This is a genomic window from Abyssisolibacter sp. ZYX002, assembly GCF_056892235.1.
Map to the genome: position 1 here is coordinate 850,653 of NZ_JARMXH010000001.1, position 14,895 is coordinate 865,547.

The following is a 14,895-nucleotide window of genomic DNA, read 5'->3' on the forward strand; positions in this document are numbered from 1 at the left end:
CCTAGTTATTAGTCTTGTTTGAATGAGAGCTAAGTACTTTTCTATTGTTATAAATATAGTCAACTCCTGATATAATTGTAAATATTACCGCTAATGCTACTGCTATATTGTCAAAAGGTACTCCTATTAGTCTAAATGGATAGTTATCAAGTAAAAGTACTATAATAGCTGTTATCTGTGTTATAGTCTTTATCTTTCCCCACCAACTTGCTGAGATTGTTATTCCTTCTGAAGCTGCAAGAACTCTAAATCCTGTTATTGCGAATTCTCTAGCTATAATAGTCATTACTACCCATGCTGAAACTTTACCCATTTCAAGTAAAGATATAAGAGCAGCTGAAACTAATAATTTATCTGCTAAAGGGTCCATGAATTTACCAAATTTAGTTACCTGATTTCTACTTCTAGCAATATATCCATCTAAACTATCTGTAAGAGCCGCAAGTATAAATAAACATACCGCTATTATATCTCCATATGGAATATTAACTAAAAGAAAAAACATGAAGATTGGTACTAAAAAAATCCTTGCTATGGTTAATTTATTAGCTAAGTTCATATGGTATTACTCCCTTCAAATCGTATTCAAAGTGTTCTATTATTTTGACATCAACGAATTGGCCTATTGCCAGTTTTTCCTTTGTGTTAACATATACTACTCCATCTATATCTGGACAATCCATATATGTTCTTCCTACATACAGATTCTCTCCATTTATTTCTTCTTCTATAAGCACTTTATATATATTTCCTACTTTTTTATTGTTGAGCTCATCTGATATATTCATCTGAATCTCCATTATTTCATTATAACGGTCTTTTTTAGTTTCTTCGTCTATTTGACCATCAAAAAGTGAAGCTTTTGTTCCTTCTTCTTTAGAATAAACAAATACTCCTAATCTGTCAAATCTATATTCTTTAATAAACTGAACAACTTCTTCATGCTCCTTTTTTGTTTCTGATGGAAATCCAGTAATAAAAGTAGTCCTGATTATTATATCACTAATCTGGCTTCTTAGCTTCTTAATTAATCTGCAAATATCCTCTTTAGTTGTCTTCCTGTTCATTCTGCTCAATATTCTATTGTTTATATGCTGTAAAGGTATATCTACATAATTTAATACTTTATCGTTCCTTTTTATACTATCTATCAAACCGTCTGTAAATGTTTCTGGGTATATATATAGTAGTCTAATCCAATTTAATCCTTCTATTTTATTTAGCTCATCTAGCAAACCATCCAGTTTGCACTCTCCATATATGTCTATACCATATTTACCTGTGTCTTCTGCTGTAAGTATAATTTCTTTGACACCACTGTCGACTAAGGATTTAGCTTCACTTACTATATCTTCTATGCTTCTACTTCTATATTTCCCTCTAAGCTTTGGTATAATACAATAAGTACAATGATTATTACACCCTTGTGAAATCTTTAAATAAGCATATTGATTAGGTGTTAATAGTTCTCTCTTGCAATTTTCTGGGTACTGCGAATTTATGTTATCTATATTAAAATACTTACCTGCATTTTGCAACTTTGATATTACCTTATATATCTCAGTTATGTTACCTGTTCCTATTATTGCGTCTATTTCAGGTATTTCTTTCATTAATTCATCTTTATATCTTTGAGCTAAACAACCACATACTATAAGATGTTTACATTTTCCCTCTTGTTTAAGCTCTGTAGCCTCTATTATTTCATCTATTGATTCTTCTTTAGCATCGTGTATAAAGCCACATGTGTTTATTATTATAACATTTGCTAAAGACATGTCATCTACCATCTGTATATTGTTGTCCTTTAATATCCCTATCATTATTTCTGAATCTATTGTATTCCTAGAACATCCTAATGACAACAATGCTGCTGTTAAATTCACTTACATATCTCCTCTCTAAAGCCTATATTCACTTGCATATAGTTCTAGCTGTTTTATCGCATCGTCTATTTTATCATACATAACTATTTTATCATATTGTTCAATTTTATCAATCGAATAATCATACAAAGGGTCATAATATTTTTGCATGAGTTCTTTAATAACATATTCGTAATCTTTGCTTTTTATTCTGTTTATATACTCTGACAAGTTATTAGCACCAAGTTTATTTTTCAACTTGCTTATAGCAGATATCAATAATTCTTCATTATTTTCATCATCTTTAATATAATCCTCTAATGCAACTTGTACTCTGTTATTTATATCCGTCTTTAACAATATGTGTTTACCATTTATTAATTTGTCATATAAAAACTCTGGCATTACTACCTTACCTATTCTCTTACTTTCGCTCTCAGTAAAATAATAGTCACTATCCATTTCTTTTAATGCACTATAGAGCTTTGATTCAAAATATTTCTGAGAACTAGAGTCTTTGTCAAATGCTATTGAGCCAAATACTGATCCACTATTTCTAGCCATTTTCTCTATATTTAAAACAGGATATCCTTTTTGCTCTAAGATATTTAATATTTTAGTTTTTGCTACCCCTGTATATCCATGCAATACTACTAGTTTTATATCCTTGTTATATTTGCTTAACCAATCACTTACATATTTTCTATAGCTTTTATATCCGCCAATTATTAAATTCACTTCTAAACCCATCATACTTAAAACTTGAGCTATAGAGTTACTCCTCATTCCACCTCTAAAACAGTAAATTGCAACCTTTTTATTTTTACCTGTTATTTCTTTAATCTTCATGTAATAATCATATAGCCTAGATGCAGCATATTTTAGCCCCAATTCTTTAGCTTTTTCTGCATCAACTTGTTTATATATATATCCTATTTCTTCACGTTCTTCATCTGTAAATATAGGCATGTTGTATGCTCCTGGTACATGATCCTCCTCATATTCTTTTGGGCTTCTTACATCAATATAGACGATATCATCTTTATCAATTACTTCACTAATTAGAACTTTGTTCAACATTTTTTTCACCTGCTTTTTTATTGTATCTGTCTTATCCTTAATACATTCCAAAGGGGGTGTCTCTTAAGACACCCCCTGACTGTTTTACAGTGAACAGTCCTTATGCATCACTTTCTGCATACTCTTCTTTACTAACCAATACTTTTCTTGGCTTACTACCTTCTTTTGGTCCTACTATTCCTCTCTCTTCCATTTCATCGACTATTCTAGCTGCTCTTGCATAGCCGACTCTTAGCTTTCTTTGGATGTAGGATATTGAAGCTTGACCTTCATTTATAACTAATTCTATAGCTTTTGGAAGTAATTCGTCTGCATCCTCATTTACTGGCAACGCTATATTAGTTTCTATATCTTTGATTATTTCTTCTTTGTATTCCTCTTGCCCTTGTTTTTTTAGAAATTCTACTATCTTTTCTACTTCTTTATCATCAATATATGAACACTGAACTCTCATTGGCTTTGCTGAACCTACAGGATAATAAAGCATATCTCCTTTACCAAGTAGCTTTTCAGCTCCATTCATATCTAGTATTATTCTAGAATCTGATTGCGAAGACACTGCAAATGACAACCTCGAAGGTATATTTGCTTTTATAGTTCCTGTTATTACATCAACCGATGGTCTTTGTGTAGCAACTATAAGATGTATCCCTGCTGCTCTAGCCATTTGTGCTAATCTACATATACTATCTTCTACCTCTGTTGGCGAAGCCATCATCAAGTCGGCTAACTCATCTATTATTATTACTATTTGTGGCATATTTTCTGTTTCTGTATCTTTCATTTTTTGGTTGTAGCTTTTGATATCTCTTACTCCATTTTCAGCAAAACTATTATATCTATTTATCATTTCTGTTACTGCCCAATTTAAAGCACTTGCAGCTTTTTTAGGATCTGTAACTACTGGTATTAACAAGTGAGGTATACCATTGTATATACTAAGCTCTACTACCTTTGGATCTATCATCATTAATTTTACTTCATTTGGCTTAGCTTTATAAAGTATACTCGCTATAAGTGTATTTACACATACACTCTTACCAGAACCAGTAGCTCCTGCAATCAGCATGTGTGGCATTTTTTCTATATTTGCTATTATGGATTTACCTGCTATATCCTTTCCTAGCGCTATGCTAAGTTTACCCTCTGCTGATTTGAACTCTTTTGATTCTATCACATCTCTTATTCTAACACTATCTTTTACTTTATTCGGCACTTCTATTCCTACTGCTGCTTTACCTGGTATCGGTGCTTCTATCCTAACCCCACTTGCCGCTAAGCTTAGGGCTATATCATTGGCTAAATTTACAATCTTGCTTACCTTGATGCCAGGAGCAGGTTGTAATTCGTATCTAGTTATTGTTGGTCCTCTATTTATCTGCTTAACTTTTGCATCTACCCCAAAATTTTTAAGTGTAGTTTCTAATTTATTAGCGTTGCTTAATATAGATTTTTGGTGTGAATCACTATGATTTATATCCGTTTTTTCCAAAAACTCTATATCTGGTTTTTGGTAGTTATCATAGATGTTAGTACTATTAGCAGGATTGATAACTACTGTTTTATCTTTGTCTTCACTAGCCTTTGGTATTTGTGGCTTATTATTATTTATGTTATTTTTAGCATTTTCTGCTAACATATCGAACTTAGGCATGTCCTTTGTATAATCAAGTATTTCAATTTTCTTTTCTATTTCTGTAATTTGCTCTATTTTACTTGGCTCTGTATCTATTTTATCGGTAGCATCATCTACAACATTTGCCTCTATTATATTGTCTGGCACTTCTTCGTACACAAATACAAAGTCTAGTATAGAATCATATATCCTCTTAAACATTCTACCTAAAGTCTTAAAAAAGCCTCTAGATATTTTTACTAAACTGACATTTGTAAGTGTTATAAATGTAACTATTATTATGCATGATAATACTACAAATGTACCTATAACACCAAATAGATTGACCAATGCATAAGACAGTATCCCACCTACTATTCCTCCACCTTTTAGGTTTATACCAGCCTCTTTAGCTACTTTTATTTTTTCTGAAAATCCTAAAGACGTATTATCTCCAAAGGCCGTTATATCCATAATCATTAAATAGCAAAGAAAAATCAAAAACAACAGCACTAGACTTTTCTTAAAACTATCAATTTTATTTGCTAATACTAAGATACCTGTTATTATAATTATCATTGGTATGAAGTACCCACCAAAACCTGTCAGTAACCAAATATATTTTTTAGTAATTTCTCCTATGTACCCTACTGAGTTACTTATTAAAAACACATAAAATAATAGTCCTATAAATATGCCTATTATCCCAACAGCTTCATTACTAAAGGTCTTTTTTTTCTTTGGAGTATTTTTTGTCTTCGGACTATTCTTATTTTTTGTATTCTTGCTTTTAGATCTGCTTTTTTTAGTTTTTACAGTTTTGTCTAAATTGCTCACTTAAAACCACCTCATATATGAGTATTTCTTTGTCTTTCATCTAAAATCCTTCATTGATTTTTATCGGGCTAAATTATATATAATTATTAAACCTCCTATTATCCATAAATAATATGAAAAATAATATAGTTTCCCTTTTTTTAATAGCGTTATCAAAAACTTAATAGCAAATAACCCTACTACTGTTGATACAATTGTACCGACTATTATAGGAATATCTATAGCAATACCTTTAGCCACAGCATCTCCTACTTTTAATATAGTAGCCCCAAATATACTTGGTAATGCTAAGAAGAATGAAAATTTAGTAGCTAACTCCTTATTAAGCCCTAGTAATAATCCTCCTACTATAGTAGAACCTGATCTTGATATTCCCGGTGTTATAGCGAATCCTTGAAGTGTCCCTATAATCACTGCATCTATGTATCTAAATTGTTTTATGTCTTTTTTCCCTGTTGCCATTTTTTCGCTTATCATCAATATACATCCTGTGATAATAAGTGCTATCCCAACGCTGAACACAGATGAATATAAGCTCTCAAAGAAATCCTTAAACAATACACCCATTATTGCTGTAGGAACACTACCTACTATTAATAATATATCTAATTTTCTGTATGGATTATCTAAGTTCAGCCCTTTTCCAGTTAAAAGCTCACCAATCATTTTAATAAATTCAGCTATAAGCTTAAGTACATCTTTGTGATAAAATATTAATATTGAAGCAAGCGAGCCAAAGTGGAGCATTACTGTAAATAACACACTTCCCTCCGTTATATTAAATAAACTTTGAAGTAAAACTAGATGACCCGAACTACTTATTGGCAAAAATTCAGAAATTCCTTGGCATACACCAAGCAATATCGCCTGTAATACAGTCATATTAAACCTCCTACAATTTAGAGTGCTTGTCTTTACCCTCAGAAGCTTAGATTGCCAAAGATAGTATATCTATATATATTTTACTTGCTATCTTTGGCGACCTACGAGTAATTATAACACAAATAAGCACTTTTATCTATATACCCAACTTAAATAGAGCCTATTCTCCTATTAGTTCATACAATTTGTCTATTGCATTGCTTAATCCGCCTACAGCATCAATCAAGCCACATTCTACTGCTTCATGTCCAATAAGAATAGTCCCCACATCATTTGCAATCTCATCAGTTTCATACATAAGATGTCTAAGTGATTCTCTTGGTATTCTAGATGTCCTGAGTATAAAATCTAATATTCTCTGTTGCATCTTTTGAAAATATCTGAATGTCTGTGGTACTCCAATAACTAACCCATTCATTCTGATTGGATGAAGAGTCATAGTTGCTGTTGGAACAATAAACGAATAATCCGAAGATGTTGCTAGTGGTACGCCTATGCTATGCCCACCACCTAAAACTAAAGAGACTTTTGGTTTAGTCATACTATTTATCATCTCAGAAAGTGCTAATCCCGCTTCTACATCTCCTCCAACAGTATTAATCAATATCAAAATCCCTTTAATTTTAGGATCTCTTTCAGCTGCCAATAGTTGTGGTATGATGTGTTCATATTTTGTAGCCTTTTTTTGGGGTTGTGAAACCATATGCCCTTCTATTTCTCCTATTATCGAAATAAAGTGTATATCTTCTGGTGGCATTGGAAGTTCTTGATTTCCAAAATCTTTTATATTGTTGGATCGCTGTTTCTCTTCTCTTAAATCTTGATTTTCGTTGTTATCATTATCCTGTTCATTATTGTTAAATCCATACTCATTATTTTGCATACAACACCTCATCAAATTATATTATCCTTTTTAGGACATTAGTTTAATTTAGTTTTTGCAGGATAATATATTTTATACTAATCATCAATGTTTAATTCAAATTCTTTATGCAGTGCATTAATAGCTTTGTTTACGTATTTAGTATCTATTAAACACCAAATCGTAGTGTGTGAATCTGAGGTTTGTAATATATCTATTTTTTCACCATAAAGAGCTTTTGCTATTCTTTGCATTACGCCTGGTTCTCCGCACATTCTATGACCTATAATACTAAGTTTGCTCAGGTTACTCACAATATTATATTTATAGTCTTTATTTTTTAATATTTTCTTTAATTTCTCTAAATCATCTAAGCAAACTGTAAATATTATTTTTTCTATAAAGAAATTAATCAAATCTATACTTATGCCCTCTTGGGCAATTTCTTTCATAAGCTTGTTAACCATATCTTTGCTTTGCTCTGTAAAGATTGTTATTTGCACCTTATTAGATTTATGTGTTAATGCGCTTATGATTTTTTTATCATCACTATAATAATCTGAATTTAAGGAATTTGTAACTAGTGTTCCAACATCATCCTTGACAGTATTTCTTATTAGTATCCTCATATTTTTATTTCTAGCTATTTCTACTGCCTTTGGATGTATGACTTTTGCACCATCTTCAGCTAATTGATATAATTCGTTGTAACATATTGTCCTTATCACTCTAGCGTCTGATACTATTTTTGGATCAGCTGTAAGGACACCATCAACATCTGTATAAATCTCCACTAACTCACTACCCAAAGCTTCTCCTAGAAGTACAGCTGACGTATCACTTCCTCCTCTACCTAGTGTTGTAATTTCTCTGTCTTTAGTCATACCTTGAAAACCTGTGACTACTGCAATACGACCCTTTTGTAGACACTTAACTATTCTGTTGGTATTGATATAAAGCACCTCTGCCTTCGAGTAGCAAGCATCTGTTATAATTCCTGCCTGTCCTCCTGTAAAGGCAGTAGCAGGTAACTTGCTTTCATTTAACATATTAGTTAGTACAACTGCTGAAATTACTTCTCCACAAGACATTAATAAATCTTTACTTCTAAGATCTTTACTGTCTTCATTTATTAAATCAAGCAATGAATCTGTTGAATAATTATCACCTCTTCTACCCATCGCTGATACAACCACTACAATACTATAACCTTCTTTATATCTTTGCAATATCCTGTCTATTGCATGTTCTCTTTTCTCTTTGTCTACTAGAGATGAACCACCAAACTTCTGAACAATTATTTTCATAATTTCCCCTCTCTTACACTACATCATATATTATCAGAATAGTCATCCTAATATATATAATATCTTCTAGAGGGGGTTTTGGTTCATATTTATTGTTGTATTATGGTGTATCTTCCATGTCTATAATAATCATGTCATTTCCTATTTTTTCTATAGCATTCCATGGTATTTCTATTTCTGATTTATCATTAAACATGATAAATTGACCTCCATTGTCAGGCACTAATAATGATATGATCTTGCCAGTTTTCTCGTCAATCAACAAATCTGAATTACCTATAATGCCTAGCCTACTACCACTAAAAATATTGAGTATCTCTTTACCTGCCATTTTACTTAATCTCATGTTTTTCCTCCTTTCTACATATAAGCTTGTATATTAAATATTATGAAGCAAATTTTTCAAATATACATTATCCTATGGTTTTTATAAAAACTATAAGCCAGTAAACCCTATTATCATTTATGATAATATCAATTAAGATTATGTTATAAAAAAAAAGACTCTCCATTAGTAGATTGTCTTTTTATTGCTTAAGTATATTATGCTTCTTGTGCTATTGGTACCATACTCAATAATTTTTCACTCTTTTCATCATCTAAGTTTCCTACGTATGATACGTTACGTTTATTCTCATCAGATATCAAATCAATAATGTACTTTATATCATCTAAAGTTACTTTATCTATTTTTTCTAATCCTTTTGAAAGCGGAACTATTCGTCCTAAAAGTAACTCTGTTTTCCCCATGCTCATCATTCTACTGTACATACTTTCATAGTCCATTATATAGTTACCTTTTAGTTGCTCTTTTGATCTTTGTAGTAAGCTGTCTTCTATAAGATTCTTTTTAATTGTTTTTATTTCTTTGAGTATAGTTTCTACTACATCTATCATGTACTTAGGATTGATGCCGGCATATATAATAAATGCACCTGTGTTACTGTAAAGCAATGGGTATGAGTAAATAGAATATGCTAAACCTTTATCTTCTCTTACTTTTTGAAATAACCTAGAACTCATACAGCCACCAAATATGTTATTGAGAACCATCATTGCATAATAGTACTTATCCCCTAATGGTATACCCTGCATACCCATACATAAATGTAGCTGCTCTGTTTCTCTCTGCTCATATAAAGCGTTAGTGTTAAATATCGCTTCCTGTGTGTTGATAATACTTCCTTTTTTATTTCCTTTCCAATGCCCAAAATACTGCTTAATTAACTCTATACCTTTAGAGCTTCTTATATTACCGACAATGGTTAATACTGCATTCTCGGGTATATAGTTATCATGAAAATAATCTATTATCTGATTTCTTGTCAAATCCTCTAAATTTTTTGCTTGTCCTAGTATTGGAAAACCTAATGAATGATTACTGTATATAGATTTTGATATTAAATCGTGAACTATTTCTTCTGGAGTGTCATCATACATATTTATTTCTTCTAGTACTACTTTTTTTTCTTTTTTTATATCTTCTTCATCAAATTTAGAATTGAACAACATATCACTAAGTACATCTACTGCTATATCTATATGATTGTCAAGAACTCTAGTATAATAGCAAGTACATTCTTTTGCAGTAAATGCGTTTAGTTGTCCTCCTATATCGTCTATTGTTTGAGCGAGTTGTTTAGCTGTTCTTTTTTTTGTACCCTTAAACAACATATGCTCAATAAAATGAGTTATACCGTTGTTCTTCTCGCTCTCATTAACAGAACCAGCTTTTATCCATAGACCTATTGTTACTGAACGAACATGAGGTATCTCTTCTATAACTACTCTCAGTCCATTATCTAAAGTTATTTTATTATACATCCTTATCTCCCTTACTCGTTTCTAGACACAGTTAATTATAAATCATTATCTGTAAATTTTCAAGGCAAACGATTTACTTATTTCAGTACATCACTTACATTTCCTAGTTTGTATCCCCTTGCTTTTAATTGATCTATGATTGTAGGAAGTGCTTTTATAGTTTCTGGCTTTGGATGCATCAAAACTATACCAGAATTGCACGCTTTTTTTAAAACTCTCTGTACTATAACGTTTTTAGTACTACCTTTTCTCCAATCTATAGTATCAATGCTCCACATTATAACTTTATAGTCTAGCTTATTAGCCGCTTTTATCGTGTTATTACTATAATGTCCTGATGGAGGAGCGAAAAACTTTGGTTTAATCCCTATTATATCTTCTATTATCTTTTCTGCTTTTTTTATCTCTTTAATATTTTGTTCATAGCTCATATTTCCATACTTTTCGTGAAAATATCCATGATTACCTATCTCATGACCTTCATTATATATACTTTTTAGCACCTGTGGGTTTTTCTTTGCCCACATACCTGTTACAAAAAAAGTTATCTTTAAATCTTTTTGCTTCAATATATTTAGCATAGTGGGTATATGTTCTTCTCCCCAGTCAACATTACAAGTCAGTGCTATAGTGTTATCATTGCTTGTTCCTTTATAAAATAATTCATCTTTTGGGTTAAATACTGATTTTGTCATGTTATATCTAAAATAGCTAAATATACATACAGTCATAATAACTACTACCAATACAAATATGTATACTTTTTTAAGTGGTATAAAATATATTTTCTTTCTTCTCATAAATTACCCTCCTTTTATCCCTTATTACAAATAATATTATTGAAAAAGCTAAATAATTACTACTATGTAGAATATAAAAAATGAGATATCTTTTTAAGACACCTCATTTTTTATGACTAATTTCTTAGATAAATTGTCCCGTATAGCTTTTTTTAACTTTTTTGATTTCTTGTGGCGTTCCCTGTGCTATTACATATCCCCCCGAATCTCCACCTTCAGGACCTAAGTCAACAATCCAATCTGAATTTTTTATCATGTCTATATTGTGCTCTATTACTATAACTGTGTTACCTGCTTTTACTATATTCTTTAATATCTTAATCAAATTTTGTACATCGAAGTAGTGAAGTCCTGTCGTTGGTTCATCAAGTAAATATATAGTCTTTCCTGTATCTGATTTGCTGAGTTCTTTTGCTAGTTTTACTCTCTGTGCTTCTCCACCCGAGAGTGTTAATGCACTTTGTCCTAGCTTAATATAACCTAGCCCTACATCACAAAGTGTACCTAGTATCTTAGATATCTTTATATCATCTTTAAATATTTCATATGACTGCTCAATACTTAAATCTAGTACATCTGCTATGCTATTTCCCTTATATTTCACTTTTAGTACTTCTTCGTTAAATCTTTTTCCTTTACATACTGAACATTTCACCCAGATATCTGGCATGAAATGCATTTGCACGTATTCTCCACCTTTTCCCTTACATGCTTGACATTGACCAGCCTTGCTATTAAAACTAAACTTACTTTGTTTGTACCCTTGTTTTTTTGATTCTTCTAAAGAAACGAATACCCTCCTAATTTCATCAAAAACACCTGTATATGTTGCAGGATTAGAGCGTGGTGTTCTTCCTATAGGATGCTGAGTAATACTTATTATCTTATCAATATCTTCTATACCTTCTATACCTTTTAACCCATCATATTCATAGATGGTTGATTCACTTAAATGTTTCTGTATAGCTGGATACAACGTCTTTGACACTAAACTACTTTTTCCTGACCCGCTTACTCCTGTCACACAGGTCAATGCACCTAAAGGGATACTCACATCTATATTTTTTAGATTATTGTGATGTGCTTTTTTTATTTTTATCATTTTGTAATTATTACTTATAGGAACTTTAATAGTATCATTTTTATTTTCTAAAATCCTCAAGTATCTACCTGTGCTAGATTTTTCATTGCTTACTATTTCACTTACTGAACCTTCAGCTATCAACTTACCTCCATGAATTCCTGCTCCTGGCCCTATCTCTATAATTTTGTCTGCACTTAGCATGGTATATGCATCATGCTCTACAACTAACAGTGTATTTCCCCTGTCTCTTATTTTATGCATTATATTAACAAGTTTTTCATGGTCTCTAGGATGTAATCCTATTGACGGCTCATCTAAAACATATAATATATTAGTTATACCACTAGCTAATTGTGTTGCAAGTCTTATTCTTTGAGCCTCTCCTCCAGACAATGTTGAAGCAGATCTATCAAGTGTCAAATAAGAAACTCCTACTTCTATTAAATTATCTAGCCTATTTTTTAACTCTCTTAATATGGGTGTTGCTACCTTTTTGTCCTTATCTGTTAATTTACTTGGCAAATTCTCTATCCAGTTTTTAAGCTGGGTAATAGTCATAGCAACTACCTTTGGAAACCTATGCTCTCCGATTGTCACTAGTCTACCTTCCTTTGATAGTCTCTCTCCTAAACATTCATCGCATATACTTTCTTTCATGAAACCAGTATCTGTATTATTATCTATGAATAATCTTTTTATAGCATTGTATGCACCTTCTACTGGTCTACTTATTTCTCCTTTTCTTCCATTTGAGTTTTCATATTTAAGACTCACTTTTCTATTATTACTTCCATATAAGGCTTGTTTTTTAAAATCGTTGGGAAGTTTATTCCATGGAAGTTCTAAATCTATATCCATATCTTTGGCTAGTGCCAACACTTCACCTTTCATCCAGTTAGCATTTGGTTTTTGCCTATACTTTCTTAAATTTCCCCACCAAGTAGATGCCCCATCTAGAATAGACGACTCTGGCTTAGACACTATCAGCCCTTCATCTACCTCTAGTTTTACTCCTAAACCTTTACATACAGGACACATACTCTCTGGATTATTAAAACTAAAACTTGATGTAGTTAATTTAAAGAAAATCTTCTCGCAATGATAACAGATTTCTCTTGTTTGTAGCATATACTTTTCTTTATCGTTTATTTTGACTACTAAAGCACCTTTACCGATTTCAAGTGCTTTTTTAACTACTTTTCTTATATTACCTTTGTAGTCCTCATCGTCACAAGCTATAAAGCTTGCTATTTTATTATCATCATTAAATGGATATATACTATAAGCAATCCCTTCTCTGAGTCCAAACAATATATCCACTATCTCCTCAGCTTTTAACGGAGTTATCGCTCTGCCACACTCCGGGCAATGTCTTGTTCCAATATTTGCATATAGTAGCTTTAAATAATCATAAATATCTGTTAGTGTCCCTACTGTAGATCTAGGATTTCTTGTTATTGTTTTTTGCTTAATTGCGATAGATGGTGTTAATCCTTCTATTTGATCATAGTCTGGTTTTTCCATCTGATTAAATAAATTTTTCTGAGAATTTCGCATACTATCCATAAATCTTCTTTGGCTTTCAGCATAAATAGTATCAAAAACCAAACTTGATTTACCACTTCCGCTAACACCAGTAACAACAGTCATCTTATTTTTAGGAATGTTACAGCTTATATTTTTTAAGTTATTTTGTTTTACACCTCTTACAATTATTTCATTCGTGTTATTGTATTCATTTTCATTCACTACATTTAATGTTTCATCATTAGTAAGTGTATTTTGTATTGATAGGTATTTGCTTAACTTTTTGATATCTGATTCCTCGATTTGTATATCCTCACTATTTATAAAGCCTCTATCGTCTATCCATTTTGGCCAATGTTCAAGCCACTGAGGTACCTTGCAATCTTTTACTCTATTATTTGCTGGGATATAAGGTATTATGTCTATTATAGGTGTTTTATCAAATGAATCAATTTGAGAAATTTTAATACGTCTATTTTCTTTATCTACTTCAAAAACTTTGGCAACTGTCGAGGCTAGTGGATTTGGTCTAACTGGAGATCTTGTTGCAAATACTCCCATCCTCCTTTTACCTTCATATGGTGTATTGCATTCGGTTGATTTTCTATATTTACTCTTATCAAACTTGTCAAACCACCATATTATCTTTATGTGCGAAAATCCTTTTATCTTGTGCATTATATCTTTTATATTGTCAAGTTCTAAAAAAAACTCACCTTCTATTTTTTTGACCTCTCCAATCTTATACAAGTAATCATTTTTATTTATTATTCTTTCTATCGATACATTATCTATTAGATTAGATTTTTGGTTTTCTATTTCTCTTCTCCATAAACTTTTATCTTCAACATAATCTCCTAATGAGAACTCTCTTACTCTTTCTTCGCACGGAAAGTAAGGTTTAATATCATATAATATCATACTGTCTTTTATTGATAATTGATCTATCTCAAATACACCCTTTTTTTCGTCTATATCTAAAATTTTTGCAATTATAGGGGTGGTTTGCACTTTAGAAATTTCATCTGCTCCTTCTTCTTCCTCAAATTTACTTGCAAAAAGTAAAACGTGACTAAATTTACCTAAATCTTTTAACCCTGCTTTATATTCGTCATATAAATATACATATTTATGCTTTTTTACTGTTTTTATTATTCCTATTGGAAAAATCATAAATTCCTTAATTGCATCACTTTTTTTCTTCATTATAAA

The 14,895-nt window shown here is 31.3% G+C and carries 11 protein-coding genes; all 11 read right to left on the bottom strand.

The annotated features are described in order from the left end of the window. Position 1 precedes the first annotated feature (1 nt). A complete protein-coding gene (gene pgsA, locus P3X86_RS03805) occupies positions 2–559 on the bottom strand; it encodes a CDP-diacylglycerol--glycerol-3-phosphate 3-phosphatidyltransferase (protein WP_483291294.1) in 558 nt (185 codons plus the stop codon). Beyond that, entirely contained in the window at positions 546–1,886 is a 1,341-nt protein-coding gene (rimO, locus tag P3X86_RS03810; protein ID WP_483291295.1) for a 30S ribosomal protein S12 methylthiotransferase RimO, read from the bottom strand. Before rimO ends, pgsA begins: the two co-directional genes overlap by 14 nt. Before the next feature lie 15 nt (positions 1,887–1,901). After that, the gene (gene mnmH / locus P3X86_RS03815; protein WP_483291296.1) at positions 1,902–2,996 is read right to left on the bottom strand and encodes a tRNA 2-selenouridine(34) synthase MnmH; all 1,095 of its coding nucleotides are present in this window, start codon (positions 2,994–2,996) and stop codon (positions 1,902–1,904) included. A 49-nt stretch (positions 2,997–3,045) separates the two neighbouring features. Further along, positions 3,046–5,397 (bottom strand): FtsK/SpoIIIE family DNA translocase, encoded by a 2,352-nt coding sequence (locus tag P3X86_RS03820; protein WP_483291297.1) that lies wholly within the window; start codon positions 5,395–5,397, stop codon positions 3,046–3,048. Positions 5,398–5,457: 60 nt separating this feature from the next. Further along, positions 5,458–6,279, bottom strand: coding sequence for an undecaprenyl-diphosphatase UppP (uppP, locus tag P3X86_RS03825; RefSeq protein WP_483291298.1), 822 nt, complete (start codon positions 6,277–6,279; stop codon positions 5,458–5,460). A gap of 160 nt (positions 6,280–6,439) precedes the next feature. Then, positions 6,440–7,162: a ClpP family protease gene (locus P3X86_RS03830; protein ID WP_483291299.1), complete on the bottom strand. Its 723-nt coding sequence runs from the start codon at positions 7,160–7,162 to the stop codon at positions 6,440–6,442. Positions 7,163–7,239: 77 nt separating this feature from the next. After that, entirely contained in the window at positions 7,240–8,448 is a 1,209-nt protein-coding gene (gene dapG / locus P3X86_RS03835) for an aspartate kinase (protein ID WP_483291300.1), read from the bottom strand. Between the two features lie 100 nt (positions 8,449–8,548). Then, complete coding sequence (locus tag P3X86_RS03840; RefSeq protein ID WP_483291301.1) at positions 8,549–8,794, bottom strand: YlmC/YmxH family sporulation protein; 246 nt, start codon at positions 8,792–8,794, stop codon at positions 8,549–8,551. 197 nt (positions 8,795–8,991) lie between these two features. Continuing rightward, entirely contained in the window at positions 8,992–10,272 is a 1,281-nt protein-coding gene (locus P3X86_RS03845) for a M16 family metallopeptidase (RefSeq protein ID WP_483291302.1), read from the bottom strand. A gap of 77 nt (positions 10,273–10,349) precedes the next feature. Continuing rightward, positions 10,350–11,072, bottom strand: coding sequence for a polysaccharide deacetylase family protein (locus P3X86_RS03850; RefSeq protein WP_483291303.1), 723 nt, complete (start codon positions 11,070–11,072; stop codon positions 10,350–10,352). Between the two features lie 124 nt (positions 11,073–11,196). Continuing rightward, positions 11,197–14,889, bottom strand: coding sequence for an excinuclease ABC subunit UvrA (gene uvrA, locus P3X86_RS03855; RefSeq protein ID WP_483291304.1), 3,693 nt, complete (start codon positions 14,887–14,889; stop codon positions 11,197–11,199). Positions 14,890–14,895: the final 6 nt, after the last annotated feature.